This is a genomic window from Bradyrhizobium barranii subsp. apii (assembly GCF_011516635.5).
GTDB lineage: Bacteria > Pseudomonadota > Alphaproteobacteria > Rhizobiales > Xanthobacteraceae > Bradyrhizobium > Bradyrhizobium barranii.
This window is the reverse complement of sequence record NZ_CP096255.1, coordinates 6,783,862-6,808,541: the sequence shown is the minus strand read 5'-3', so window position 1 is coordinate 6,808,541 and position 24,680 is coordinate 6,783,862. Positions and strand designations below refer to the sequence as shown.

Below are 24,680 nucleotides of genomic sequence, written 5' to 3'. Positions count from 1 at the left end.
GGCTTTATTCTCTCTTCCTCGTCGGGCCCAGCCTACCTGATCTTGAGGACAATTCGTCCCTGAACCGTGCGATTGGCGACGGCGCGCATGGCGTCGCCAGCCTCCTCCAAAGGGAGGACGCGATCGATGTGCGGGCGGATATTTCCGTCGGCCAGCAATTGCATCAGCGTATCATTCATGCGCGCGGCTTCCGCGGAGAATTTCTCCGCCCAGGCGCCGACAAAGACGCCGATGATGGCGTAATTTTTCAGGAGAGGCAGGTTCATCGGGATCTGTGGAATCTCGCCGCTGGTGAAGCCGATCGGCATCAGCCGTCCGCCCCACTTCATCGATCGGGCTATCTGCTCGAAAATCGCGCCGCCGACATTGTCGAAGCCGATATCAATGCCGTCTCCCGATGTGATCGACTTGATCCGGTTGCGCAGGTCCTCGCTGCGATAGTTGATGACCTCGCTGGCGCCGTAACCGCGCACCAGGTCGGCCTTGTCGTCGGAGCCGACACCGGCGATGACGCGCAGGCCGAGATGACGCCCGAGGTCGACGGCGGCGAGTCCAACCCCGCCGGCCGCGCCCGTGACCAACAGTGTTTCCCCGCGCTGAGCCCGTGCCCGCTCGGCCAGCGCGTAATAGGCCGTGCCGTAATTATGCAGCACCGTCGCCCCGGCTTCGAACGCGACGCCATCAGGCAGCCGCACGCTCTTCGATTCCTTCGCGATCATCCGTTCGGCGTAGCCGCCGGTCCAGGCACTGCACGCCACGCGATCGCCGGGGGCAAATGTCGTGACCTTGTCGCCGACCGCGACGACGACGCCGGAAGCTTCCGTGCCGGGCACGAAGGGCGTCGCCGGCCGCATCTGGTAGAGGCCCGAGACCAGCAACTGGTCCATGAAGCTCACGGACGCCGCGTGGACGTCGATGAGGATCTCGTCGCCGGCAGGCCGCGGCGTAGCGATCTCACCGAGGTGCAGATCCGCAGGGCCAGTGAACGAATTGCACAGAACCGCTTTCATCGGGGCGCTCCGAAAATGCGCGGCAACAGCATCGGAACGCGCCGGCGATAGTCCTGATAGGTCGCGCCGAACTCGGCGATCAGGTCCCGCTCCTCGAACTGCAGGGCGACCAGGATGTAGGCCGTGTTCGCGATCGCGAACAGCAGATGGCCGGCGGTCATCTCGGGCGTCGCCCAGAACGCGAGCAGAAAGCCCAGCATGAGCGGATGCCGCACGATCTTGTAGAGCAGTGGCGTCCGGAAGGATTGACCTGATATCTCGGCTCCGCGCAACGCGACGAGAGCCTGGCGCAGGCCGAACAGATCGAAATGATCGATCATGTAGGTCGAGGCGAACGCGATCAGCCAGCCGAGCCAATGTACGCCGGTCAGGAGCCACGCCGTAATGCCGCTGGCCTGCCAGATCGGCGCCGGGATCGGACGCCACTGCCAGAACAGCAGCAGGAGGATCAGGCTGGAGAGCAGCACATAGGTGCTGCGCTGGCAGGCCACTGGAAGAAATTTGGCCGACCAGCGTTTGAAGGCCGGGCGTGCCATGACGCTGTGCTGGATGGCAAACAGGCTCATCAGCAGCAGATTGACGACGATGGCCTCACCCAAATTCACAGGCGCGCCGACGTCGATCGACGTGTCGATTGACTTGGGCACGACATAATTGCCGACGAAACCGAGCGCGTAGAGGAATGAAGCCGTGAAGACGGCGTAGCTCACGATGGCGTAGAGCAGGATTGCGAGGCGCGCGAACATGGTTTTTCCTATTGTGCCGATGGCGGCGGTGCCGCATTCAGGAGCCTGAACCGCTCGCTGGCGAGCGGGCTCGATCTGGCTTGACTGCTATCGCTGGACCGTCCCCTGCGCGTCCCCCGGGGGCGCCGACCGGGGAGGGAGGATCTCCATGACGGCCTTTTCGCTTGGCACGTTCGGGTTCCCCGAGGTCCATGCCGACGGCCGCCCGATCAAGCTGAACTTGCGCAAGGGGCTTGCGCTGCTGGTCTATCTCGCGGAAGCCAAAGGCCCCGTCGCGCGCGACGTCATCGCCACGCTGCTATGGCCCGAGACTCCCCGCGAGACGGGCCTTGCACGATTGCGGCGTCTGCTTCACCGCGTCGAGCTCACGCTCGGCCTGGCGGTTTTCGAGACCGACCGCACGAGCTTGCGTTGGTCTCCGGAGGTCGAGTTGAAGATCGACTCGCATCGGTTCGAGCGCGCCTGCGATCGCGGCGACTTTGAAGCGGCTTGCCGGATTTATCGCGGCGACTTCCTGGCGGGCTTTTCTCCGGACGACTGTCCTGAGCTCGCCGATTGGGCATTCTTTCGCCGCGAGGCGCTGCGGGGGCGGCTCGTGCAGGCGCTCGAGCGTCTGGTGCAGGACAGGAATGCCGCGGGCGATCATCTCGCCGCGACAGTGCATGCGGGCCGTCTGGTCGAGCTCGATCCGCTCAGCGAGGTGTATGGCCGGCACCTGATCCGCAGCCTGCTGCTGGCCGGCGACCGAAGCGCGGCGGAACGACATCATGCGGCACTTGCGCAGCGGCTGCGCGACGAGCTTGGCGTCGCGCCGGAAGCCGAGACTGAGGCGCTCATGAGCCGCGCGGCCGCGCCGCTGCGTGATGCTCTTCCAGCGACACGCTACGTGAAGGGCGCCGGCGTGCATCTGGCGTATCAGACCTATGGCAGCGGTCCGCTCGACATCCTGGTCATGCCCGGCTTCGTCTCGCATGTGGAGCGCGCCTGGGAGAACCCTGCGAGCCGGACGTTTCTGGCCTCGTTGATGAGGTTTGGGCGGCTGATCGTTTTCGATCGCCGCGGCATCGGCCTGTCCGACCGGGTCGGATCGGCCCCCGGCATCGACGTCACCGCGGAAGATATCGGCACGGTGCTGCGGGCGGCGGACTCGCGCCGCGTCGTGCTGTTCGGCGCATCCGAATGCGGGCCGGCCTGCATCAAATTTGCGGTCGAGGAATCCCGCCATGTGGCCGGACTCATCCTGTTCGGCGCACTGGCCAAGGGCTGCTGGTCGGAGGACTATCCGCACGCGCTGCGCGCCAGCCAGTATGACGCCTGGAGCAAGCACCTGATTGCGCAATGGGGCGGCCCGGTCGGGATCGAAGCCTTCGCGCCGAGCATGGCCAATGATCCGCAAGCGCGCGCCTGGTGGGCGGGGCTGTTGCGCGCGGCGTCCAGTCCAGGCGGCATCTCCGCCGTGCTCGAGGCCTTTCGCGACGCCGACGTGCGACACCTTCTGGCGCGGATTGCGGTGCCGACGCTGGTGCTGCATCGTCGGGACGACAAGGCCGTGCGGATCGCGGCCGGGCGCGACATCGCGAGCCGGATCACCGGTGCAGAATTCGTCGAGCTCGACGGCAATGACCATTGGTTCTTTGCCGGCGATCAGCAGCCGGTGCTCGAGGCGATCAAGCGGTTCACGGAGGCTTTACCGCGTGAGGGGAGGTCGAGGCGGTGACGCCTCAAGCCTCATTTATTGGCATGTTTCGTGCCTCCCAAAGCGGCACAAACGATGTGACACGATGCCTGGCCAAGGGAGACCCTGACATGAAACGCGAAGACCTCACCGAAAAGCTGCTCGACATCAAGCGCGAGAACGGCTGGAGCTGGAAACACATCTGCGACAAGGTCGGCGGCTATTCCGAGGTGCTGATCGTCGGTGCGATTCTCGGCCAGATGAAGCTGACGAAACCGCAGGCCGCCAATGCCGGCGAGCTGTTCGGCCTGTCGAAGGCCGAGACCGCGATGCTCAACGAGGTGCCGATGCGCGGCATCGGCACGCCGATGCCGCCGACCGATCCGCTGATCTATCGCTTCTACGAGATGGTGATGGTCAACGGTCCGGCGTGGAAGGCGCTGATCGAGGAGGAATTCGGCGACGGCATCATGTCGGCGATCGACTTCGACATGGCCATGGAACGCGTTGCCAACCCGAAGGGCGACCGCGTCAAGATCACCATGAGCGGCAAGTTCCTGCCGTACAAATATTACGGCGCCAGCGGCAACGTGCCGGAATACGGCTTCAAGGAGGGGTGAGGGACACGAATCGCGAGTAGCGAATGGGGTTCATTCGCTACTCGCCGCTCCCTATTCGCCTATTTGCCCGCCTTCACCTCGGCCGCGGCCACGGCGATCAATTCGCTCATCTTGGCGCGAATCGCCTGCTCGGTGATGGCGACGTTCTTGGCGGCGAAATCGGCCATGACCTTGCGCAGGACGTCGGCATCGCCGGCCTCCTCGAAATCGGCCGCGACCACTTCCTTGGCGTAGGCGGTGGCGGCCTCGCCGGTGATGCCGAGCTTCTCGGCGGCCCAAAGGCCGAGCAGCCGGTTGCGGCGGGCTTCCGCCTTGAATTTCTGCTCCTCGTCGAGGGCGAACTTCTTCTCGAAGCCTTCCTCGCGCTTGTCCAAACTGCTCATGCCTTTTTCCAATTCCCTGCTGACTGAATCCGGTGGCCATCGTTGCGACGGCCCCGGCGCATGCCTAGATAGGGGGCACGAATCGGCAAAACAACGAGCCGTTAAGCCGCAGGCAAGACGGTATAAGTTGATGCCGGGCGGCCGGATCGATTGTGCTGGGACAGCCAATCGGATAGGTTGCCTGAAGGTTTGGTTCCCGTTCTGTTTCCAAGGGGTTATAGACGGGTTCCCAGCCGTTCACGGCAGCTCCGCTGTGGGTCGTAGCCTGGTAACCGGAGCACACCAAATACATGGATTTCAACAAAACACGGTACATCCCCATGAGCCGTCGGCGTCGTATTTATGAAGGCAAGGCAAAGGTTCTTTACGAAGGCCCGGAGCCCGGTACCCTGATCCAGCACTTCAAGGATGACGCCACCGCGTTCAATGCGAAAAAGCATCAGGTGATCGAGGGCAAGGGTGTCCTCAACAACCGGATCTCGGAGTACCTGTTTCAGCATCTCAACGACATCGGGGTGCCGACCCATTTCATCCGCCGCCTCAACATGCGCGAGCAGTTGATTCGCGAGGTCGAGATCGTGCCGCTCGAAGTGGTGGTGCGGAACGTTGCCGCCGGCTCGCTGTCGCAGCGCCTCGGCATCGAGGAGGGCACGCAGCTGCCCCGGTCGATCATCGAGTTCTATTACAAGAACGATCAGCTCAACGACCCCATGGTGTCGGAAGAGCACATCACCGCGTTCGGCTGGGCCACGCCCCAGGAGATCGACGACATCATGGCGCTCGCCATCCGCGTCAACGATTTCCTCACCGGCCTCTTCCTCGGCATCGGCATCCGCCTCGTCGACTTCAAGATGGAGTGCGGCCGGCTGTTCGAAAACGAGATGATGCGGATCATCGTCGCCGACGAGATTTCGCCGGACAGCTGCCGTCTGTGGGACATCAAGTCGAACGAGAAACTCGACAAGGACCGCTTCCGCAGGGATCTCGGTGGCCTGCTCGAGGCCTACACCGAAGTCGCAAAACGCCTCGGCATCCTCATGGAGAATGAGCGTCCGCAGGGCACTGGCCCGGTGCTGGTGAAGAGCTAAGAGGGATTTGACGTGAAGGCACGTGTTACCGTTACCCTGAAGACGGGCATCCTCGATCCGCAGGGCAAGGCCATCGAAGGCGCGCTGAAGTCGCTCGGCGTCGACGGCGTCGCCAGCGTCCGCCAGGGCAAGGTGTTCGACATCGAGCTTGCCGGCGCCGACAAGGCCAAGGCCGAAGCGGCGCTGAAGGAGGCCGCCGACAAGCTCTTGGCGAACACCGTGATCGAGAACTATCGCGTCGAGATCGTCTAACCCGCGCGGCGCTTCACAGCCATCCGACGCGGTGGAAGCGCCAGTACAATGCGAGGCAGGCGAGCGCCATCATCCCCATGACGACGAAATAGCTGTACTCCCATTGCAGCTCGGGGATGTACTTGAAGTTCATCCCGTAGATGCCTGCGACTGCGGTGGGCACGGCGAGGATCGCCAGCCACGAGGCGAGCTTCTTCGACACCGCGGTCTCCTGCGCCTGTCCGACCAGCAGGCTCGCTTCGAAGGCGAAGGCCAGCACCTCGCGCATGGAATCGATGCGCTCCTGGATGTTCCTGACGTGGTCGGTGACGTCGCGGAACAGCGGCTGCATCGTCGCACGCACCATCGCAAGCTCGTCATGCTCGAGGCGGCGGCAGACTTCCACCAGCGGGCCGATCGCGGTCCTGAGCCGCAACAGGTCGCGGCGCAGCATGTAGAGCCGCTCGATCTGTGCCTTGCTGATCGGCTTGGAGAGCACGTCGTCCTCGATGCCCTCGACCTCCTCGTGGATGCTCTCCAGCACGGGCGAGTAGTTGTCGACGATGAAATCGAGGATGGCGTAGAGGATGTAGTCCTCGCCGCGCGCCAGCGCCCGTGGGCAGCTTTCGCAGCGTTCGCGCACCGGCGTGTAGGATGTCGAGGCGCCGTGGCGCACCGAGACCAGATAGCCTTCGCCGACGAATATGTGCGTCTCGCCGAAGGCGATCCGGCCCTCGAACAATTGCGCCGTCCGCGCCACGATGAACAGGGCCTCGCCATATTGCTCGATCTTCGGCCGTTGATGGGCGTTGTTGGCGTCCTCGATGGCAAGGTCGTGCAGGTCGAACTGCTTCTGCACGGCGCCGAGCAGCGCCATGTCAGGCTCGTGCAGCCCGATCCACACCACGTGGCCGGGCTTGGCCCGCCAGCTCGAAGCCTCGCTGATGGCGATATTGGCGACACGCCGGCCGTCGACATAGGCGCCGGCAGCGATGACGCCCTGAGTGGACACCGGTTCGGAGAGGGAGGCGGGCAGCGACGGGACGTTCATGGCTTCAATCCCGGGCAAAATTGTCAGGCAAAATTGCCGTGGCTATGGCCTGTGTACAAGGCCGCCCGGCGAGGCTAGCACTGGTAAAATCCCCGTCAAATGGCTATGTCTCCTGACGAATTGGCCCTTTGGCCAGCCCGATTCCCATCACCGTCGGAACCCGAACCATGAAAGCCGCCATCCTCGTCTTTCCCGGAATCAACCGCGAGCGCGACATGGCGCGCGCATTGAGGCTGATCTCCGGCAGCGAGCCCGCGATGGTCTGGCACGCCGAGACGTCGCTGCCCGCGGGCACCGACCTCGTCGTGGTGCCCGGCGGCTTCTCCTACGGCGACTATCTGCGCTGCGGCGCGATTGCGGCGCGGTCGCCGGTGATGGACGCGGTGCGCGACTATGCGGCCAAGGGCGGTCTCGTGCTCGGCGTCTGCAATGGTTTTCAGATCCTCTGCGAGTCCGGCCTGCTGCCCGGCGTCCTGATGCGCAACGCGCGGCTGAAGTTCATCTGTCACGACGTGCATCTGCGCGTCGAGCGCTCCGACACGCCGTTCACCCGCGGCTACAATGCCGGCCAGGTGATCCGCGTGCCCGTCGCCCATGGTGAGGGCAATTACGAGGCGGATGAAGAGACCATCAAGCGGCTCGAAGGCGAGGGGCGGGTGCTCTATCGCTACTGCTCCGCCGACGGCGTGGTCGACGATATCAGCAACATCAACGGCGCGGCGGAATCCATCGCCGGAATCGTCAATGACAGGGGCAACGTGCTCGGCATGATGCCGCACCCGGAGAACCACGTCGAAGACATCATGGGCTGCACCGACGGCCGCGGCCTGTTCGCCGGTCTCACTGCCCATCTGGAAAAGGCCGCGTGATCTCGTTCGTGGCGAAGCGGGCTCTCGCCGCGATCGCGGCGCTGTCGCTCGCGACATTTTCACTCGCGACCGTTGCGTTCGCGCAGGATTTCCCCAAGCGCCCGATCACGATGATCGTGCCGTTCGCGGCCGGCGGTACGTCGGACGTGATCGCGCGCACGGTCGCCGAGCAAATGGGCATCGCGCTCGGCCAGACCATCGTGATCGAGAACGTCGCCGGCGCCGGCGGCTCGACCGCGCTGGCGCGCGCCTCCCGCGCCGAGCCTGACGGCTACACCATCGCTATCGGCAACGCCGGCACCAATGCCGCGACCTACACGATCTATCCAAAACTGCCGTTCACGCCTGAATCCTTCGTGCCGATCGCCATGGTGGCGAAGACGTTCGGCGTCATCGCGCTGCGCAAGGATTTCCCGGCGAAGGACCTGAAAGAGTTCATCGCCTACGCCAAGGCCAACCCGGGCAAGATCAATCTCGGCCACGCCGGTGTCGGTTCGTCGAATTACCTCATTTGCAAGAGCTTTGTGACGGCCGCCGGGGTCGACGCAACACTGGTCGGCTATCGCGGTGCGGCGCCCGCACTCACGGATGCGATCGGCAGCCAGATCGACGGCGTCTGCGACGCCGCGGCCTCCGTCTCGCAGTCGATCGGCGACAAGCTAGTGAGGGGCCTGGTGGTTGGCTCGACCGTGCGGCTGGCCACGCTGCCCGATCTGCCGACGTCTGCCGAGGCAGGCCTGCCGGACTTCGAGGCGCAGGGCTGGAATGGCCTGTTCGCACCCAAGGGCACGCCGCAGGCCGTCATCGCCAAGCTGAATGCAGCCGCGCGCACCGCGGTGGAAACCGACGCGGTGAAGAAGCGTTTTGCGGATTTGTCGACCGTTGCGCCCGATCCCGACGAGCATACGCCCGAGGTGCTCCAGAAGCTCGTGACGCGCGACGTCGAGAAGTACCGGAAGATGCTCGCGGACGACGCCAAGTAGCAGCCGCCCAAGGCACAGCAAGTCATGGCGGTTTTGGGCTTGCTGTCTCATGAACCTCAATCGCGTTTGAGACGACTGACTCCTCGTCGCCATCAAGGCGCGCGCGTCCGGGGTCGCTGATTTCCGCGCGGATGGAAGCAACTCAAAGTTGTTTCGCCGCGCGAGTTGCGATATCAGGAAGCGTGCGCTGTCGTTGTGCTCCCGGATGTCACATGCCCGTCGCTTTGGTCGTTCTGCTGCTCGATATCACACTGATTTACCACGCGTCGCGAACCGGGCGGTTGCAGCCCTGGGCCTTCATCATCCTGATGGTGCCGCTGATCGGCGCGCTCGCCTACATCGCGGTCGAACTCGTCCCTGAATGGTTTTCCAGCCCCGGTGCGCGACAGGCGCGTCAGCGCGTTGCCAATCGGCTCGATCCGGAGAAGCGTTATCGCGAGCTGTGCGACCGGCTGGCGGCCACCGACACCATCGCCAACCGTGCGGCGCTGGCCGAGGAATGCGCGAAGGTCGGCCGCTTCAGCGAGGCCGAGCAGCATTACGGTCACATCCTGAGCCTGCCGATGGGCCACGACCCCGCTTATGCCTTCGGCAAGGCGCAGGCCGAGTTTTCCGCCAAGCGTCCGGCCGATGCGCTGGCGACGCTGGACGATCTTCAGAAGCAATGGCCGGACTTCGATTCCGCCGACGCGCATCTGCTCTACGCCCGCGCGCTCGCCGAGGTCGGCCGGCTCGACGAGGCGCTGGAGGAATATCACGCCGTCGCCGGCTATTTCCCCGGCGCCGAGGCGCGGGTGCGCTACGGCATGCTGCTCCAGATGGTCGGCCGCAGCGCCGAGGCGCGCGTGGTCTTCAACGAGCTCCTGATCCAGATGCGGCGCGCACCCAAATATCTGCGCGACGCCCAGGCCGATTGGCTCTCGATCGCCGAGAAGCAGATTTCGACCTGAGCGGTCTTATTGTTTGAGCATGATCTTATCGGAAAACTGCTGCGCACTTTCCGGATCATGCCTTGCGCAGCTTCAGCCGTTCCGCCGGCACCGTCATCGCGGCGACGCCGGCCATGACCAGCAGAAGTCCCAGCGCGAGGTTCGACGGCACGCTCTCGCCGAGCAGCAACACGGACAATCCGACGCCGATCGGAATGCGCAGATAGCCTTGTGCGTTCGTGGTCAGCGTGCCGAGCCGGCCGAGGCAGACGTAGAACAGCATCAGCCCCAGCGCGCTGGAGACGATGCCCATGACGATGGTGGCGACGATTGCCGTCGGCGTCGGATGCAGCGTCCAGGGCTGGTCGATGATCAGCGCGGGCGGCAGCAGCACGAGGCCACCGAATAGCAGCGAGCCGGTTGCGACCACCATCGGATCGTATTCGGAGAGCCGCAAGCCAAAGATGGTCGCGCAGGCAAAGGAGATGGTGGCGAGCAGGATCGCGATCTCCGCCACGATCTCGCTGCCGAAGCCGCGCAGCGCGTCCAGCCCGACGATGGCGATCGTGCCGGCGAGGCCGAGAATTGCGCCCGCGAGCTTCAGTAGCGTGGCCGGCTCGTGCCGCGTGATCAGCGAGGTGATCAGGAAGGCGAAGATCGGCGTCGTCGAGGCCAGCACCACCGTGTTCGACGCCGGGACATATTGCTGCGACCAGGTGATGACCAGGAACGGAAAGGTCGAGTTGATCAGCTGCTGGACTGCGAACAGCTTCCAGGCCTTCGCATCCGTCGGGAGCTTGAGGCCGCGCATCCACAAGATCGCGAACAGGAAGGCGAACGCGATCAGCGAGCGCGCCGAGATGAAGGTGATGGGCGGGATCGTGGGAAGCGCGAGCTTCGCCAGCGGATAGGTCGAGCTCCAGCAGCAGGCGAGCGCGAACAGCAGCGCATAGTCGCGCCAGTTACGGGCGCCGACGGCGGTCATGGATGGCAATGGCGCTGACGCGGAGGGCGCTGTGTGGCCCGATCCGGATGTGCTCTGCGGCACCTTGTTCTTGCTCCCCCGCGCAAAAGCGCTTTCAGCAAGTCTGGGCGAGGGGGCGCGAAAAGGGAAGGCGTCGAGCTATGCGTTTGGCTGGAGTGCGGGCTTCCGCTTCACCCGCTTGATCGTGCCGGAGAAGGTAAACAGCGGCCGCCCGGCCGAGGTCAGCTTGCCCCGCAGGAAAATCAGCGAGCCGCCGGCGCGGGACACTTCGCCGACGCATTCGACCAGCTCGCCCTCGCGGGCCGCGTCGAGGAAATCACAGGCGAAATTCGTCGTCACGGCCGGGCCGTCCAGCTCATGGGTGGCGATCGCGAACAGGCAATAGTCGGCGAAGGCCATGAAGCAGCCGCCATGGACGTTCCCGGAGCCGTTGAGGTGCTTTTTCTCGACCCGGAACGCCGAGCGGACGCTGCCGTCGTCCTCGATCTTGTGCCAGAACGGGCCGATATGGCTCTCAAAACTGTCGCGAATCCAGGTCCGCCAGCCCGCGAACTCGCCATCGGTGGCGACGTGCAGGTCCGGGCGGCGGGTGGAGGGGACTTTGGTCAATTCGTGCAAGGAAATGGGCCTTCAATTACGGGTCTTTAGTCCTTAAATCCGATCCGTCAGCGCCTTGCAATTCCCGTTCCCGCCGACCGCCTGCCCGCAAAACGTGGGACAGCGGGAAAATGCGCCATAAAGGGCTTTTCGTAGGCCCCCGATCTTCCTAAGAACGGCAAAACGCCGCCGAAAGCCCCGAATCCATGAAGAACGAACCCAAGATCACCCCCGAACTGGTTGCCGCCCACGGGCTCAAGCCCGACGAGTACGAGCGCATCCTGAAGCTGATCGGGCGGGAGCCGACCTTCACCGAGCTCGGCATCTTCTCGGCGATGTGGAACGAGCACTGCTCGTACAAATCCTCGCGCATGCATCTGCGCGGCCTGCCGACCAAGGCGCCCTGGGTGATCCAGGGCCCCGGCGAGAATGCCGGCGTGATCGACATCGGCGACGGCCAGGCCGTGGTCTTCAAGATGGAGAGCCACAACCACCCGAGCTACATCGAGCCCTATCAGGGCGCGACCACCGGCGTCGGCGGCATTCTGCGCGACGTCTTCACCATGGGCGCGCGTCCTATCGCCTGCCTCAATGCGCTGAGCTTCGGCGCGCCCGAGCATGCCAGGACACGGCATCTCGTCTCCGGCGTCGTCGCCGGCGTCGGCGGCTATGGCAATTCCTTCGGCGTGCCGACGGTGGGCGGCCAGGTGCGCTTCCACACCCGCTATGACGGCAACATCCTCGTCAACGCGATGGCCGTGGGCCTCGCCGACGCCGACAAGATTTTCTATGCGGCCGCTTCCGGCGTGAACATGCCGATCGTCTATCTGGGCTCCAAGACGGGGCGCGATGGCATCCACGGCGCCTCGATGGCCTCGGCCGAGTTCGACGACAAGTCCGAGGAGAAGCGCCCCACCGTGCAGGTCGGCGATCCCTTCGCCGAAAAACTGCTGCTCGAGGCCTGCCTCGAGATCATGGAGAAGGGCTGCGTCATCGCGATCCAGGACATGGGCGCGGCCGGCCTGACCTGCTCGGCGGTCGAGATGGGCGCCAAGGGCGACCTCGGCGTCGACCTCGATCTCGACGCGGTGCCGACCCGCGAGACCGGCATGAGCGCCTACGAGATGATGCTCTCGGAAAGCCAGGAGCGCATGCTCATGGTGCTCAAGCCCGAGAAGGAAAAGGAAGCCGAGGCGATCTTCAAGAAGTGGGGGCTCGACTTCGCAGTGGTCGGCTACACCACGCCGAGCAAGCGCTTTGTCGTCAAGCATGGCGGCGACGTCATGGCAGACCTGCCGATCAAGGAGCTCGGTGACGAGGCGCCGCTCTACGACCGCCCGCATAGTCCCTCTGCCGCGCTGCCTGTGGTGCACGCGCGCGAGGTGCCGGCGCCGATGGGCGTCGGTGCCGCGCTGGAGAAGCTGATCGGCACGCCCGACATGTGCAGCAAGCGCTGGGTCTGGGAGCAATACGACCACGTCATCCTCGGCAACACCTTGCAGCGTCCCGGCGGCGACGCCGCCGTCGTGCGCGTGCAGGACGGGCCGAAGGGTCTGGCGCTGACCGTCGACGTCACGCCGCGCTATTGCGAGGCCGATCCGTTCGAGGGCGGCAAGCAGGCGGTGGCGGAAGCCTGGCGCAACATCACCGCGGTCGGCGGCAAGCCGCTCGCGATCACCGACAATCTCAATTTCGGCAACCCTGAACGGCCCGAGATCATGGGCCAGTTCGTCGGCTGCCTGAAGGGCATCTCGGAAGCCTGCCGCACGCTGGACTTCCCGGTCGTGTCCGGCAACGTCTCGCTCTACAACGAGACCAACGGCCGCGCGATCCTGCCGACACCTTCGATCGGCGGCGTCGGCCTGCTCGACGACTTCACCAAGTCCGCTTCGCTGGCCTTCAAGGCCGAGGGCGAGGCGATCCTCCTGGTCGGCGAAACCCACGGCTGGCTCGGCCAGTCGGTCTACCTGCGCGACATCTGCGGTCGCGAGGAGGGCGCGCCGCCGCCGGTCGACCTCGCAGCCGAGAAGCGCAACGGCGACTGCGTGCGCGGCATGATCCATGCGGGCACCGCGACCGCGGTGCACGATCTCTCCGACGGTGGCCTGCTGATCGCGCTCGCCGAGATGGCGATGGCGAGCGGCATCGGCGCAAAACTGCTGGCGGCGCCGGCGGCGCTCGTGCCGCAGGCCTATTGGTTCGGCGAGGACCAGGCGCGCTATCTCGTCACCGTACCGGAAACGGACGCCGGCCGCGTGCTGGCCAAGATGCGCGGCTGCGAGGTGCCCTGCGTGCGCATCGGCACCACCGGCGGCGATGCGATCGCGATCGCGGGCGAGGCGCCTGTCACGATCGATAGCCTGCGGAAATCGTTCGAGCGCTGGCTGCCGGAGTATATGAGCGGGAAGGCGGCGTAAGGCGCCGCCACACACTCCGTCATTGCGAGGAGACCTCGGCCTCACAAAACGTGCGACGCGCCCGGAATCTTCCGCAACATTGCCGTCAGTCCCCAGCTCAGCAACACCGTGAGCACGAAGCCGATCGCGGCCTTGAAGATCGCAGGCCACGAGTAGTCGAACAGCACATACTGGATCCACAGCGCGATCGGGTAGTGCACCAGGAACATGCCGTAGGCGTCCGCCTGCATGCGGTCGAGCAGGTTCGGCCCCGGCGACTTCTGGTGCAGGAAGAAGGCGAGGATCGCGAGCAGGATCGCGGCCGAGAACAGCACGACGAGCGTGCCGTAGATCGCCTGATACCAGTCCGGCAGCACGTTGGGATTCCCGAGGATTGCGCGCTTGATGTAGATCATGCACCACATCAGGCAGTAGGGGACCAGCGTGGCGATCACCCACATCCATCGGTTCTTCGGCAACTGGCCCTCGGCGCTGAGGATGCCGCGATCGAAGTTGGCGGCACCGACGCTGACGCCAATGAAGAAATAGGCGAAGTAGAGCAGGATGCGGCTCGCCTGCACCGAAAACGGTCCGAACTCGAACCATTTGTTGGCGCCGAAATGGACCAGCGCGGGCACGTAGACGACGGCAGTGACGACGGCGAGCAGCAGCCAGAACACGGCCGGCTGGTCAAATCCGCGCACCGAAACGCGGTTGACCGGATCGACCAGGTGGGCTGAGACCCGGTAGAGCAGGCTCGCGGTGAGGTCGAACGCCAGCAGCACCCACACGAACCAGATCGGCCCGCTCGGCCACGGCCCGACGGTGATCGTCTTCCACCAGAACGAAGCGAAGGTCAGCTCGGGATCGTGCCGCAGCGCGATCGCGTAATAGGCGAGCGGGATGACCGTGAAGGCCGCGATCACGAACGGCAGCCCGAGCCGCAACAGGCGGTCGCGCAGGAAAACCTGTGGCGCCTTGCGCGCGATGCCGGACCACGTGAACAGTCCCGACAGGAAGAAGAACATCGCCATGAAGAAGCTGTCGGTGCAGAGCACGACGACGTCGAAGCCGATCCAGGACGCCGGGTCGGTGTGACCGAAATAGGTGTAGGGAATGACGGCGTGGTGCAGCAGCACCACCAGCGTGAGGAAGGTGCGGGTCCGATCGAGCGACAGATTGCGCGCCTTGGCTTTCGGCGCGGCGTGCGCCTCCGCGCCGATCGTCGCGGAATGTGACATCGTCATCATGGTCGCCCCGATTGCGCTCCTGCCCTGGCCGGACTGTGCCGCCGGGAACCGGATTCAGCAAGCGCAGTTTATGCCGCGCCTTGCCCGCGGAGCGCCCTCAGGAACCAGTTCCGCGCAGCGAAGTTAGCGTTCGCGAATGGGTTGAGGGCCGCAAAACATGCGGCATTTTAGTCGGAGTTGGTTATGACGATCCTGAAATGGGCGCTGATCTTTCTCCTGGTCTCGATCGTGGCCGGCGTGCTCGGCTTCACCGGCCTCTCGGCCGCCTCGGCCGATGTCGCCCGCTTCCTGTTCTATATCTTCGTCGTGATCTTCCTGGTGCTGCTGATACTGGGGCTCACGATCTTCAGGGCATAGCCGGGCTGCCGCTCAAATGGGGGCCGGGACGTCGGCCCTCAATTGCCGGCGAATGGCATGACGCGGGCCATCAGCTCAGCCAGGAACTCATCAGGACGATCGAACGGAATGAAATGATCGCCGCCGCGAACCCACACAAATTCCTTATGAGGGGCTGAGATCTCCTTGAAATATTGCTCGGCCGGTTCGCCCGGCGTCACGCCGTCCGCGTCGCCCTCAATGAAGAACATGGGGATCGAAGATCTGAATCCCATCGAGGCCATGTCGCTCTGAAACATCGGCCCGTTCCGTCCGGTCAGATATTTGGCCGAGAAGGCGACGCCCTTGCGCCAGTTGTACAAGTCGAGCAGCGAGACATCCGGCATGAAGAGCGGCGGGATGGGGCCGGCGAGCTGGAAGCCGCCGGCGGGCGGCAGACCCAGCGCGTTGCTCCATTTGTCCGCAATCAGGCGATTTTCCGGGGTGAGGGTCGGCTGTGAAGCGATCGGCGCCAATTCCGCCAGGGCTTCGCGATTGTTGGCGGATGCCGCAAGCCGTTGCAGGCGCGCGATCGTGAGCTCGAATGCCTTCTCGAAGGTCGTCCTGCCAACCACCTGGCCCGTGCCGACATAGGCCGAGAACAGATCCGGGCGTTGCTTCACCATGTGAATTCCCAGGAACGAGCCCCACGAATGCCCGACCAGGACGATCCTGTCCTTGTGCAGATGCGTGCGCAGATGCTCGGCCAGCTCGACGCCATCCTGCGTCATGCGCTCCAGCGTCATGGTTGGCGCCAGCGTGTCTCCGGCGGCGCCATACGTGCGGCCGGTGCCGCGCTGGTCCCATTGCACGATGGTGAAGTGCTTTTCCCAGGGGCGCCAACCCGACGACATTGGCCAGCTGGAGCCTCCTGGCCCGCCGTGGACGAACAGGAGGACCGGGTTATCCCGATCCTCGCCGCGGATTTGAATCCATTGCTTGATTCCGCCGATGTCGACGAACCCTCCCTCCTGCACGCCCTTCGGTGAGTGGATCGTGAGGGTTTCGGCAGCAAGATGCTGGCGATAGGCGCGAAAACCCAGTCCGGCGGCGGCCACCACGATGAGGATGCCGGTCACGCCCAGCAACGAGACCCCAATCAGTCTTGCGGCTTTGCGCGGCATCCTGAGCCTTGTGTCGGCTGAGAAGAAGCGACCTGCGATCGCCCCCGGCGCGATGAGCCTACCCCACTTCCTCGATCTTCACCTTGTCCGGATAGAAGGCGAGATGGCCGGAAATCTCCGCCATCGCGGGGAAGGGCGTCTCGTAGGTCCAGATCGCGTTGTCCAGCGTCTTGCCGTCGGCCTTGACGCTGTAATAGCTCGCGTCCCCCTTGTAGGGGCAATGGGTGACGCGGTCGGTGCGCTCCAGCAGCGCCATGTTGGCGTCCTCCCGCGGCACATATTGCACCGCCGGATATTTGGCCTCCTTCAAGATCAGTGCCTTGCTGGTCTCGGCGATCACGATGTCGCCGGCCGTGACGCGGACGCGTCGGGGATTTTGGGTAATGGTGATGGGGTGGTCGGGCCCTGGAAGCTTCATGATTTCACGCCTTTTCGATCAATCTTGCGCGCGCGGCACTTTGTCGTGCCTTTATCCGGATGGGATCAGGGATATAGTGCCGGAATGCGTGACGTAGAAGGCCGTTCACGCTAAGTTTGGCCCTGCCGGTCCGGGGACCCCGGCAAGCGATTCGAAGCCGAGACAGGAGCAAGACCCGAATGCCCATGGACGCCCACGATATCGAGGCGATGATCAAGGCAGCGATCCCCGATGCCGAGGTGACGATCCGTGACCTCGCCGGCGATGGCGACCACTATGCCGCGACCGTGATTTCGGAATCCTTCCGCGGCAAGTCCCGCGTCCAGCAGCACCAGATCGTCTATCAGTCCCTGCAAGGCCAGATGGGCGGCGTGCTGCACGCTCTGGCGCTGCAAACCGGGGTACCCGGGGCCTGATCTGATCGCGTGACGGGGGGATGGCGATGGCTGCGGACAATCCTCGCGGCGCGATGTTTCGCGTCATCGCTCCGAACCAGCACAGCCGCGTCACCAATGCCGAGCTGTTCTTCGACCTCGTCTTCGTCTTCGCCGTCACGCAGGTCTCGCATACGCTGCTGCACCATTTCACCCCGCTCGGCGCGGTGCACGTCACGGTGCTGTTCCTCGCGGTGTGGTGGGTGTGGGTCTACACAGCCTGGGTCACCAACTGGCTCAACCCCGACCTGACGCCGGTCCGCATCCTGATCTTCCTGATGATGCTGGGCGGCCTCGTGCTGTCGACCACGATCCCGACCGCGTTCGAAGGGCGGGGCCTGTGGTTCGCGATCGCCTACGCGACCATGCAGGTCGGACGCACCGCCTTCTGGCTGCTCGCGACCCCGCGCCATCGAACGGCCGTCCGGCACAACGCGATCCGCATTCTGGTCTGGCTCTGCGGCTCCGCGATCTTCTGGATCCTCGGCGGTCTCGCCCATGACGAGGCGCGGCTGTGGTTCTGGATCGCGGCGCTCGCGATCGAATACGTCTCGCCCGCGGTGCGCTTCTGGGTCCCGAAGCTCGGCTTCTCGTCGGTCGAAGCCTGGGCCGTCGAGGGCGGCCATATGGCCGAGCGCTGCGCCGGCTTCATCATCATCGCACTCGGTGAAGCCGTCGTCGTCAACGGCGCCACCTTCGCCGAGTTGGAGTGGACCGCGGATAATATTTTGGCCTTCATCTCCGCGCTGGCCGGCGCCATCGCGATGTGGTGGGTCTATTTCCACAGGGGCGCCGAGGCCGGCTCCGAGCGCATCTCGAAGTCCGCGGAATCCGGCCGGCTGGCGCGGCTCGCCTACACCTATCTGCACATGCCGATCGTCGCCGGCATCATCCTGACCGCAGTGTCGGACGAGCTGGTGCTGAAGCATCCGACCGGCCATTCCGATATCAGGACCATCGTGAGCACGGTCGGTGGTCCCTTGGTGTTCCTGGTCGGCACCATCCTGTTCAAGCACGCGATCCGCGGCTTCCTCCAGCTCTCCCATGGCATCGGCATCATCCTGCTACTGGTGCTGTGGTGGTTCGCCGCCGATCTCTCGCCACTCTGGCTGTCGGTCGCGTCGACCGTGATCATGATCGTGGTCGCGGTCTGGGAGTCGATGTCGCTGGGGTCGAAGCCGGAGGAGGCAGAGCAGCATTGAATTTGGAGCTGTCTGAGCGCACGCCTCGTCCTTCGAGACGACCGCTGCGCGGTCTCCTCAGGGTGAGGCTAATCGGCATAGGCACCCGTTGAAACTGTTGCCGCGCGCTCCGTCCTCATCCTGAGGAGCCCGCCGAAGGCGGGCGTCTCGAAGGATGAGCCGCAGGAAACCGCTCTCAGATTCAACGGAGCACTTACTCCGCCGCCTCCAGCGCGTGCACCGAAAACATCTTCGCCGCGTCCGTCCAGCTTTCGCGCACCCGCCAGCCCGCGCCCTGCGCCAGCGCAGCAAAACGCTCGAGGCTGTATTTGTAGCTGTTCTCGGTGTGGATGCTCTCGCCGGGGCGGAACGAGAAGCTGGTGCCGAGCAGGCGCACGGTCTGGCTCTTCTTGCTGATCAGGTGCATCTCGATCCGGTGCCGCTCGCGGTTGTAGATCGCGCGATGGGTGAACGCGGACAGGTCGAAATTGCCGCCGAGCTCGCGGTTGATGCGCACGAGCACATTGAGGTTGAAGCGGGCGGTGACGCCGGCGGCATCGTTGTAGGCGTCGTGGAGGACGCGCTCTTCCTTCTCGAGGTCGGCGCCGATGATCATCTGCGCGCCCTTGCCCAGGATCTTGCGGGCGCTCTTCAGGAAGGCCTGCGCCTCATGCGGCTCGAAATTTCCGATGGTCGAGCCGGGGAAGAAGCCGACCTTGGGCATCGATGCGACTGCCTTGGGCAACTCGAACGGCGTGGTGAAGTCGGCCGCCACCGGATAGATGCCGAGCGTCGGGAAGTCTCGCTTCAGGCCGTTCGCCTGCGCCTTCAGGAAGTCGCCGGAGATATCGACGGGCACATAGGCCGCGAACTTGCAGTGATCGAGCAGCAGGCGGACTTTTGTGGTTGCTCCGGCGCCGAACTCGACCAGCGCCGCATGCTGCGGAATGATCTTCGCGATCTCGCTGCCGCGCTCCTTCAGGATCGCAAGCTCGGTGCGCGTCGGGTAATATTCCGGCAGGCGCGTGATTGCCTCGAACAGCTCCGAGCCGGTCGCGTCGTAGAAATATTTCGGCGACAGCTTTTTCGGCTGCTGCGAGAGGTCCTCGATGGCCTCGCGGGCGAAAGCGGTGGTCTGCTCGTCGGGGAGATGGGCTTCGGCCAAAGCGCTGGCGTGCACATTCATGATACTCTCCTGAACGCGCTGTCCGGCGCGCATTTATCGTCGGATGAAAACTAGACGTAATCGGCGAGCAGCAGTCCGGTGAACTGCCAGCGATGGTGCGGATAGAAGAAATTGCGATAGGTAATACGGCTGTGGCCCTCGGGAGTTGCAAGCGAGGAGCCGCGCAGCACCAGTTGGTTGATCATGAACTTGCCGTTGTACTCCCCGAGCGCGCCTTCGATGGCGCGGTAGCCGGGGTAGGGCGAATATGAAGAACGCGTCCACTGCCAGACGATGCCGAAGGCGTCGTTGAGCTGGCCGGCACGCGCAGCAACCTCCCATTCCATCTCGGTCGGCAGATGCTTTCCGGCCCAGCGCGCAAACGCATCGGCCTCGTAATAGCTGACGTGGCAGACCGGCGCGTCCGGATCGACCGGCTTGAGGCCGGCGAGCGTCATCGTGTGCCACTGGCCGTCGATCTCGCGCCAATGGCCGGGGGCGTCCCAGCCTTCGTTGTTGACGGTGGCAAAGCCGTCCATCAGCCACAGCGTTGCGGTCCGGTAGCCACCGTCGCGCATGAAGGCGAGCCACTCGGCGTTGGTGACGAGGTTGCGTGCGACCCTGACCGGACCGACGAGGGCGCGATGTGCCGGCTTCTCGTTGTCGAAATGAAAACTGTCGTCGACATGACCGACGGTGTGGATACCCTCGTTCAGCGTCAGCCAATCCTCCCCCGCGCGTGTCGAAGCCGGGAAGCGCCAGTCCGGATCATAGGCCGGCGGGATCGGGTTCTGCGCGAAGGCATGCAGGATGTCGGTGAACATCAATTCCTGATGCTGCTGCTCGTGATTGAGCCCGACCTCGACCAGCGGCGCGATCTCGCGAAGCTTGTCCGGGCCGACCTCGCGGAAGAATTTGACGACGGCCGCATCGACATATGTTCGATAAGCGCCGACCTGATCGGCGCTGGGGCGGGTGATGTCGCCGCGGTGATTGCGGGAATGACGCGGGCCGGCGCTGACGTAATAAGAATTGAACAGGAAAGCGAAATCAGGGTGGAAGGGCCGGTAGCCGGGACAGTGCTCGCCGAGCAGAAATTGCTCCCAGAACCAGGTGGTATGGGCCCGATGCCATTTCGTGGGGCTCGCATCCGGCATGGATTGAATCTGCTGGTCTTCAGGCGACAGCGGCGCGGCCCGGCGCTCGGTCTCGTTGCGGACGGCGAGAAACGCCTCTTCCAGCCCCTGGGCGAGGCCGCGCGGGTCGGCCGACGGTGACGAAAGCGGCGGGGTGGCCGTAGCGGAGGCTTGTTTCGTCACGTTTTTCTCCAGACAGGACAAGAGAACGTTGTTGGCGTTGCCCGGTTCCAAAACCTGGGTTCGTCCTAGATAGGGGCTCCGTTACGGTATGAAAGTCCTCCCCGGCGATGATATTCGTGGCATCATGTAATGGGGCCGGCGTGGCCTGGACCGGCCCCAAGGGGCTGTTCGCCGCCATTTTACTTTGGATGCACAACGGTTTGGGCTACATATATAGGCAGGTATCGGGTTAAATCGGCTGGGCCGGCCCGAGGGAATCGTTGAGGGCTCCGCCCCGGAAGGACATGGATATGAGCATCGAGGAATTCATCGCCAACGAAGTGAAGTCGAACGACGTGGTTCTGTTTATGAAGGGTACGCCGCAATTTCCGCAGTGCGGTTTCTCCGGCCAGGTCGTCCAGATCCTCGACCACATCGGCGTTGGTTATAAGGGCCTCAACGTCCTCGAATCCGCCGAACTGCGTAACGGCATCAAGGAATATTCGAACTGGCCGACCATTCCGCAGCTCTATGTGAAGGGCGAGTTCGTCGGCGGCTGCGACATCATCCGTGAGATGTTCCAGGCCGGCGAACTGCAGCAGCTGCTCTCCGAGAAGGGCGTCGCCGTCGCGGCCTGACACGTGACCCAGCTGACGCGCCGCATTGGCGGCGCCGAGCTCGAGGTTATCGTCGCTGACATCACGACACTCGGCGTTGACGCCATCGTCAACGCCGCAAATTCGTCTCTCCTTGGCGGAGGCGGCGTTGATGGCGCAATCCACGACGCTGCCGGTCCCGAGCTTCTGGCCGAGTGCCGGACGCTCGGGGGATGTCCGACCGGCGATGCCAAGATCACGAAGGGCTACCGTCTGCGCGCGCGACATGTGATCCACGCAGTCGGCCCCGTCTGGCACGGCGGCAGCCGCGGCGAGGCGGATTCGCTGCGTTCCTGTTATCGCCGTGCGCTTGAGCTCTCCCAGGCCAATAGACTGAACTCTCTAGCCTTCTCCGCGATCTCGACCGGGGTATATCGCTTTCCGGCCGACCAGGCCGCGAAGATTGCGGTCCACACGACCATTGAAGCCCTGCCGGCTGCGCCGCTGGTCACCCACGTCATATTCTGTTGTTTCTCGGAGACAAGCGCCGCGCTCCACACGGACGTTCTGGCGCGGTACAGCAGCCCTTGTGCCTGATGACGTGGTCAGTACACTCCGCTCGGCCACCTTCCGGGGAGGGGATATGAATTCACATTTCGGACTGCGTGCGTTGATTTGCGGCGCACTGGTGTCGCTGGGTGCGATGTCGCTCGCGCGCGCCGAAGGCACCTACGAGATTCCGGCCGGCGCGCATTTCAATCAGGACAAGCTCGCCAAGGTCAGCGAGTTCTTCAAGAACGAGGTCGCGACCGGCAAGATCGCCGGCGCGACAGTGCTGATCAAGCAGCACGGCAAGCCCGTCTTCCGCGAAGCCTTCGGCGTGCAGGACGTGGTGAGCAAGGCGCCGATTACGGACCAGACCATCTTCCGCCTGTTCTCGATGAGCAAGGCGATCACCTCCGTCGTTGCGGTGCAGTTGATCGAGGACGGCAAGATCAAGCTCGACGATCCCGTCTCGAAATACATTCCGTCCTTCGCCAATGTGAAGGTCGGCGTCGAGAAGAAGGCCGACGACGGCACCAAGTCGCTCGAACTCGTGCCTCTGAGCCGGCCGATGACGGTGAAGGATCTGATGACGCACACGTCTGGCGTCACCTATGGCTTCTACGGCGACAGCCTGGTCCGCAAGGCCTATCGCGACGCCAAGATCTACGACGGCGATTTCGATCTCGCCGAGTTCGCCGAGCGCATCGCAAAACTGCCGCTGCACAACCAGCCGGGCGCGCTGTGGCAATACGGCCATTCCACCGACATTCTGGCGCGAGTCATGGAGGTCGCAACCGGCAAGCCGCTGCTCGAGATCGAGCGGGAGAAGCTGCTCGATCCGCTCGGCATGGTCGACACCGGCTTCTTCGTCACCGCGCCCGAGAAGCAGAAGCTTCTGGCGCAGCCGGTGCCGAATGACGCCGATTTTCGTGTCGGCCGGATCAATGATCCGACGGTTGTCAAAAAAATTCAATTCGCCAGCGGCGGCATGGTTACGACCATGGCGGACTATGAGCGCTTTGCGCAGATGCTGCTCAATGGCGGCAGCCTCGACGGCAAGACCATCCTCAAGCCCGAGACGTTCAAGCTGATGGTGACCGACCAGGTCGGCCCGACCTCGGGGGTCAGTCGCGACTATTTCTATTTCCCCGGCGACGGGTTCGGCTTCGGCCTCGGCCTTGCGGTCCGCACCGATCCCGGCAACGCCAAGCCACCGCCGCCCGGCGATCTCGGGGAATTGAAGTGGGACGGCGCCTCCGGTTGCTATTTCGTCATCGACCCCAAGCAGGACATGTTCTTCGTGCTGCTGGAACAGACCCCGACCGAGCGCCAGCGCGTGCAGCGGACATTGAAGCAGTTGGTTTATGAAGCGATGGAGAAGTGACATGTTCGGGCGTCGCGCGCTGATCGCGGCGCTCGTTCTTTTATTCGGTGCAGGTGGTGCGCAGGCGGGCTCCGAGGGGCGCGCCCACACTTTCTCGCCAGAAGGTCTGGCAAAGGTTTCCGACTACATCAGGAGCGAGGTCGCAGCCGGTACGTTTCCGGGCGCGATCCTGCTGCTCCAGCAGCACGGCAAGCCGGTCTACTACGAGAATTTCGGCGTCCGCGATGTCACCACCGAGATCTCGATGAGCGCGGACACGATCTTCCGGCTCTATTCGATGTCGAAGCCGGTCACGACAGTCATGGCGATGATGCTGGTCGAGGAGGGCAAGCTCTCGCTCGACGATCCCGTCGCAAAATACATTCCGGCCTTTGGCAAGATGACGGTCGGTGTCGAGACGAAGGCCGAGGACGGCAAGGCTGCGCTGGCGCTGGAGCCGCTCAGTCGCCCCGTGACGATCAAGGATTTGATGCGCCACACTGCCGGGCTGCCCTACGGCTATTATGGCGGGGGCTTGGTGAACAAGCTCTATGCCGACGCCGGTCTCTTCGACAACAAAGCTTTGACCAACGCCGAACTCGTCGCGAAGATCACCACGCTTCCGCTCGCCGAACAGCCCGGCACGAACTGGGACTATGGCCACTCCACGGACGTGCTCGGCCGCATCGTCGAGGTCATATCGGGGAAATCGCTGTTCGCTTTCGAGAAGGAGCGGCTGCTCAATCCGCTCGGGATGACGGACACTGCATACTATGTCGCCGATCCCGCCAAGTGGCCGCGCATCGCCGAGCCGATGCCGCAGGATCGCGCGATCAGCCCGATGACGCAGGTCCGCGATCCCCGGAACCCGCTGAGGTGGGAGTCGGGCGGCGGCGGCCTTGTCGGTACGGTCGGTGACTACGCGCGCTTCTCGCAGATGTTGCTCAACGGCGGCAGCTATGAAGGCCGGCGCTATCTCAAGCCCGAGACCATCGCGCTGATGGCGTCGGATCATATCGGCCCCGGGACGAAGATCGCGCGCGATCAGAATTACTATCCGGGCGGAAGCTCCGGCTTCGGCCTCGGTTTCGCCGTGCGCACCTCGGTGCCATCGGGGACATCGTGGCCGCTTGGCGAATATCGCTGGGACGGCGTCGGCGGCACCTTCTTCTTCATCGATCCCGAAGACGATCTGTTCGGAATTTTCATGGTGCAGACCCCGTCGCAGCGTGGCCGGATTCAGCTCGCGTTGAAGACGCTGATCTATCAGGCGATGGGGCGGTAGCTAGCCGCCTTCGTAGCCCGGATGGAGCCAACGGGTCGGCGCGAAGCGCCGCCCGATGACAGGCTCCGCGCAATCCGGGAAA

Annotated in this window: 26 protein-coding genes; 15 read left to right on the top strand and 11 right to left on the bottom strand. The window is 64.1% G+C overall.

From position 1 onward, the window contains the following. Positions 1 to 32: 32 nt before the first annotated feature. Positions 33 to 1,010, bottom strand: coding sequence for an NADPH:quinone oxidoreductase family protein (locus HAP41_RS32715; protein ID WP_166091137.1), 978 nt, complete (start codon positions 1,008 to 1,010; stop codon positions 33 to 35). After that, complete coding sequence (mddA, locus tag HAP41_RS32710; RefSeq protein WP_166091140.1) at positions 1,007 to 1,756, bottom strand: methanethiol S-methyltransferase; 750 nt, start codon at positions 1,754 to 1,756, stop codon at positions 1,007 to 1,009. The genes HAP41_RS32715 and mddA overlap by 4 nt, the downstream gene beginning before the upstream one ends. 148 nt (positions 1,757 to 1,904) lie before the next feature. Between mddA and HAP41_RS32705 the strand changes: the two genes are divergently transcribed. Both HAP41_RS32705 and cynS read left to right on the top strand, forming a co-directional pair. Then, on the top strand, positions 1,905 to 3,473 hold the full coding sequence (locus HAP41_RS32705) for a bifunctional AfsR/SARP family transcriptional regulator/alpha/beta hydrolase (RefSeq protein WP_248577130.1): 1,569 nt from the start codon (positions 1,905 to 1,907) through the stop codon (positions 3,471 to 3,473). 89 nt (positions 3,474 to 3,562) lie between these two features. Next, on the top strand, positions 3,563 to 4,051 hold the full coding sequence (gene cynS, locus HAP41_RS32700; RefSeq protein WP_166091147.1) for a cyanase: 489 nt from the start codon (positions 3,563 to 3,565) through the stop codon (positions 4,049 to 4,051). A gap of 59 nt (positions 4,052 to 4,110) precedes the next feature. On the opposite strand, the gene HAP41_RS32695 is transcribed toward cynS, so the two are convergent. After that, on the bottom strand, positions 4,111 to 4,434 hold the full coding sequence (locus HAP41_RS32695) for a DUF1476 domain-containing protein (RefSeq protein ID WP_014494124.1): 324 nt from the start codon (positions 4,432 to 4,434) through the stop codon (positions 4,111 to 4,113). Between the two features lie 320 nt (positions 4,435 to 4,754). Between HAP41_RS32695 and purC the strand changes: the two genes are divergently transcribed. Continuing rightward, positions 4,755 to 5,522 (top strand): phosphoribosylaminoimidazolesuccinocarboxamide synthase, encoded by a 768-nt coding sequence (purC, locus tag HAP41_RS32690; protein WP_172782948.1) that lies wholly within the window; start codon positions 4,755 to 4,757, stop codon positions 5,520 to 5,522. Positions 5,523 to 5,534: 12 nt separating this feature from the next. After that, positions 5,535 to 5,774 carry a phosphoribosylformylglycinamidine synthase subunit PurS gene (gene purS, locus HAP41_RS32685; RefSeq protein ID WP_014494125.1) on the top strand — a complete coding sequence of 80 codons (240 nt, stop codon included), beginning with the start codon at positions 5,535 to 5,537 and terminating at the stop codon, positions 5,772 to 5,774. A gap of 13 nt (positions 5,775 to 5,787) precedes the next feature. On the opposite strand, the gene HAP41_RS32680 is transcribed toward purS, so the two are convergent. Then, entirely contained in the window at positions 5,788 to 6,804 is a 1,017-nt protein-coding gene (locus HAP41_RS32680; RefSeq protein WP_071912382.1) for a magnesium and cobalt transport protein CorA, read from the bottom strand. 167 nt (positions 6,805 to 6,971) lie between these two features. On the opposite strand from HAP41_RS32680, the gene purQ reads away from it, so the two are divergent. The 3 genes from purQ to HAP41_RS32665 all read left to right on the top strand — a co-directional run bounded on the left by purQ (position 6,972) and on the right by HAP41_RS32665 (position 9,606). After that, on the top strand, positions 6,972 to 7,673 hold the full coding sequence (gene purQ / locus HAP41_RS32675; RefSeq protein WP_166091159.1) for a phosphoribosylformylglycinamidine synthase subunit PurQ: 702 nt from the start codon (positions 6,972 to 6,974) through the stop codon (positions 7,671 to 7,673). Beyond that, positions 7,670 to 8,656 carry a tripartite tricarboxylate transporter substrate binding protein BugD gene (locus HAP41_RS32670; RefSeq protein ID WP_166091167.1) on the top strand — a complete coding sequence of 329 codons (987 nt, stop codon included), beginning with the start codon at positions 7,670 to 7,672 and terminating at the stop codon, positions 8,654 to 8,656. Before purQ ends, HAP41_RS32670 begins: the two co-directional genes overlap by 4 nt. A 212-nt stretch (positions 8,657 to 8,868) precedes the next feature. Beyond that, on the top strand, positions 8,869 to 9,606 hold the full coding sequence (locus tag HAP41_RS32665) for a tetratricopeptide repeat protein (protein WP_063982362.1): 738 nt from the start codon (positions 8,869 to 8,871) through the stop codon (positions 9,604 to 9,606). Positions 9,607 to 9,661: 55 nt separating this feature from the next. On the opposite strand, the gene HAP41_RS32660 is transcribed toward HAP41_RS32665, so the two are convergent. Both HAP41_RS32660 and HAP41_RS32655 read right to left on the bottom strand, forming a co-directional pair. Then, the gene (locus HAP41_RS32660) at positions 9,662 to 10,633 is read right to left on the bottom strand and encodes a DMT family transporter (protein WP_166091178.1); all 972 of its coding nucleotides are present in this window, start codon (positions 10,631 to 10,633) and stop codon (positions 9,662 to 9,664) included. 75 nt (positions 10,634 to 10,708) lie between these two features. Beyond that, positions 10,709 to 11,188, bottom strand: coding sequence for a PaaI family thioesterase (locus HAP41_RS32655; RefSeq protein ID WP_166091185.1), 480 nt, complete (start codon positions 11,186 to 11,188; stop codon positions 10,709 to 10,711). A gap of 185 nt (positions 11,189 to 11,373) precedes the next feature. Between HAP41_RS32655 and purL the strand changes: the two genes are divergently transcribed. Continuing rightward, a complete protein-coding gene (gene purL, locus HAP41_RS32650) occupies positions 11,374 to 13,584 on the top strand; it encodes a phosphoribosylformylglycinamidine synthase subunit PurL (protein ID WP_166091195.1) in 2,211 nt (736 codons plus the stop codon). Between the two features lie 41 nt (positions 13,585 to 13,625). Here purL and HAP41_RS32645 read toward each other — a convergent pair whose 3' ends face one another. Then, a complete protein-coding gene (locus HAP41_RS32645) occupies positions 13,626 to 14,813 on the bottom strand; it encodes an acyltransferase family protein (protein ID WP_085404298.1) in 1,188 nt (395 codons plus the stop codon). Positions 14,814 to 14,996: 183 nt separating this feature from the next. Here HAP41_RS32645 and HAP41_RS32640 point away from each other — a divergent pair, with 183 nt between their 5' ends. Beyond that, entirely contained in the window at positions 14,997 to 15,170 is a 174-nt protein-coding gene (locus HAP41_RS32640; RefSeq protein WP_028158427.1) for a DUF1328 domain-containing protein, read from the top strand. Positions 15,171 to 15,208: 38 nt separating this feature from the next. On the opposite strand, the gene HAP41_RS32635 is transcribed toward HAP41_RS32640, so the two are convergent. Both HAP41_RS32635 and HAP41_RS32630 read right to left on the bottom strand, forming a co-directional pair. After that, complete coding sequence (locus HAP41_RS32635; protein ID WP_248577248.1) at positions 15,209 to 16,267, bottom strand: alpha/beta fold hydrolase; 1,059 nt, start codon at positions 16,265 to 16,267, stop codon at positions 15,209 to 15,211. A 103-nt stretch (positions 16,268 to 16,370) separates the two neighbouring features. After that, entirely contained in the window at positions 16,371 to 16,730 is a 360-nt protein-coding gene (locus tag HAP41_RS32630; RefSeq protein WP_166091219.1) for a DUF427 domain-containing protein, read from the bottom strand. Between the two features lie 179 nt (positions 16,731 to 16,909). On the opposite strand from HAP41_RS32630, the gene HAP41_RS32625 reads away from it, so the two are divergent. Together HAP41_RS32625 and HAP41_RS32620 are read left to right on the top strand one after the other, a co-directional pair. After that, positions 16,910 to 17,146, top strand: coding sequence for a BolA/IbaG family iron-sulfur metabolism protein (locus tag HAP41_RS32625; protein ID WP_028147489.1), 237 nt, complete (start codon positions 16,910 to 16,912; stop codon positions 17,144 to 17,146). Between the two features lie 26 nt (positions 17,147 to 17,172). Continuing rightward, positions 17,173 to 18,366, top strand: a complete 1,194-nt coding sequence (locus HAP41_RS32620; protein ID WP_166091222.1) for a low temperature requirement protein A — start codon at positions 17,173 to 17,175, stop codon at positions 18,364 to 18,366. A 193-nt stretch (positions 18,367 to 18,559) separates the two neighbouring features. On the opposite strand, the gene egtD is transcribed toward HAP41_RS32620, so the two are convergent. Then, positions 18,560 to 19,531 (bottom strand): L-histidine N(alpha)-methyltransferase, encoded by a 972-nt coding sequence (gene egtD / locus HAP41_RS32615; protein WP_166091232.1) that lies wholly within the window; start codon positions 19,529 to 19,531, stop codon positions 18,560 to 18,562. Between the two features lie 50 nt (positions 19,532 to 19,581). After that, a complete protein-coding gene (gene egtB, locus HAP41_RS32610; protein ID WP_166091240.1) occupies positions 19,582 to 20,880 on the bottom strand; it encodes an ergothioneine biosynthesis protein EgtB in 1,299 nt (432 codons plus the stop codon). Positions 20,881 to 21,119: 239 nt separating this feature from the next. Between egtB and grxD the strand changes: the two genes are divergently transcribed. From grxD to HAP41_RS32590, 4 genes are read left to right on the top strand one after another with little or no spacing between them, the layout of a single operon-like run. Then, entirely contained in the window at positions 21,120 to 21,446 is a 327-nt protein-coding gene (grxD, locus tag HAP41_RS32605; RefSeq protein ID WP_175618047.1) for a Grx4 family monothiol glutaredoxin, read from the top strand. A 3-nt stretch (positions 21,447 to 21,449) separates the two neighbouring features. Next, positions 21,450 to 22,001 (top strand): O-acetyl-ADP-ribose deacetylase, encoded by a 552-nt coding sequence (locus HAP41_RS32600; protein ID WP_166091254.1) that lies wholly within the window; start codon positions 21,450 to 21,452, stop codon positions 21,999 to 22,001. A 46-nt stretch (positions 22,002 to 22,047) separates the two neighbouring features. Beyond that, positions 22,048 to 23,334 (top strand): serine hydrolase domain-containing protein, encoded by a 1,287-nt coding sequence (locus HAP41_RS32595; RefSeq protein ID WP_166091259.1) that lies wholly within the window; start codon positions 22,048 to 22,050, stop codon positions 23,332 to 23,334. Between the two features lies 1 nt (position 23,335). Further along, on the top strand, positions 23,336 to 24,598 hold the full coding sequence (locus HAP41_RS32590) for a serine hydrolase domain-containing protein (protein ID WP_166091261.1): 1,263 nt from the start codon (positions 23,336 to 23,338) through the stop codon (positions 24,596 to 24,598). The last annotated feature ends 82 nt before the right edge of the window (positions 24,599 to 24,680 follow it).

Coding starts and splice junctions, on each gene's coding strand:
- HAP41_RS32715 (WP_166091137.1), bottom strand. CDS start 1,010: ATGAAAGCGGTTCTGTGCAATTCGTTCACTGGCCCTGCGGATCTGCAC.
- HAP41_RS32665 (WP_063982362.1), top strand. CDS start 8,869: ATGCCCGTCGCTTTGGTCGTTCTGCTGCTCGATATCACACTGATTTAC.
- grxD (WP_175618047.1), top strand. CDS start 21,120: ATGAGCATCGAGGAATTCATCGCCAACGAAGTGAAGTCGAACGACGTG.
- HAP41_RS32590 (WP_166091261.1), top strand. CDS start 23,336: ATGTTCGGGCGTCGCGCGCTGATCGCGGCGCTCGTTCTTTTATTCGGT.
- HAP41_RS32640 (WP_028158427.1), top strand. CDS start 14,997: ATGACGATCCTGAAATGGGCGCTGATCTTTCTCCTGGTCTCGATCGTG.
- HAP41_RS32645 (WP_085404298.1), bottom strand. CDS start 14,813: ATGATGACGATGTCACATTCCGCGACGATCGGCGCGGAGGCGCACGCC.
- purQ (WP_166091159.1), top strand. CDS start 6,972: ATGAAAGCCGCCATCCTCGTCTTTCCCGGAATCAACCGCGAGCGCGAC.
- egtD (WP_166091232.1), bottom strand. CDS start 19,531: ATGAATGTGCACGCCAGCGCTTTGGCCGAAGCCCATCTCCCCGACGAG.
- HAP41_RS32595 (WP_166091259.1), top strand. CDS start 22,048: ATGAATTCACATTTCGGACTGCGTGCGTTGATTTGCGGCGCACTGGTG.
- HAP41_RS32695 (WP_014494124.1), bottom strand. CDS start 4,434: ATGAGCAGTTTGGACAAGCGCGAGGAAGGCTTCGAGAAGAAGTTCGCC.
- purL (WP_166091195.1), top strand. CDS start 11,374: ATGAAGAACGAACCCAAGATCACCCCCGAACTGGTTGCCGCCCACGGG.
- purC (WP_172782948.1), top strand. CDS start 4,755: ATGAGCCGTCGGCGTCGTATTTATGAAGGCAAGGCAAAGGTTCTTTAC.
- HAP41_RS32680 (WP_071912382.1), bottom strand. CDS start 6,804: ATGAACGTCCCGTCGCTGCCCGCCTCCCTCTCCGAACCGGTGTCCACT.
- HAP41_RS32625 (WP_028147489.1), top strand. CDS start 16,910: ATGCCCATGGACGCCCACGATATCGAGGCGATGATCAAGGCAGCGATC.
- HAP41_RS32705 (WP_248577130.1), top strand. CDS start 1,905: ATGACGGCCTTTTCGCTTGGCACGTTCGGGTTCCCCGAGGTCCATGCC.
- cynS (WP_166091147.1), top strand. CDS start 3,563: ATGAAACGCGAAGACCTCACCGAAAAGCTGCTCGACATCAAGCGCGAG.
- HAP41_RS32620 (WP_166091222.1), top strand. CDS start 17,173: ATGGCTGCGGACAATCCTCGCGGCGCGATGTTTCGCGTCATCGCTCCG.
- mddA (WP_166091140.1), bottom strand. CDS start 1,756: ATGTTCGCGCGCCTCGCAATCCTGCTCTACGCCATCGTGAGCTACGCC.
- HAP41_RS32630 (WP_166091219.1), bottom strand. CDS start 16,730: ATGAAGCTTCCAGGGCCCGACCACCCCATCACCATTACCCAAAATCCC.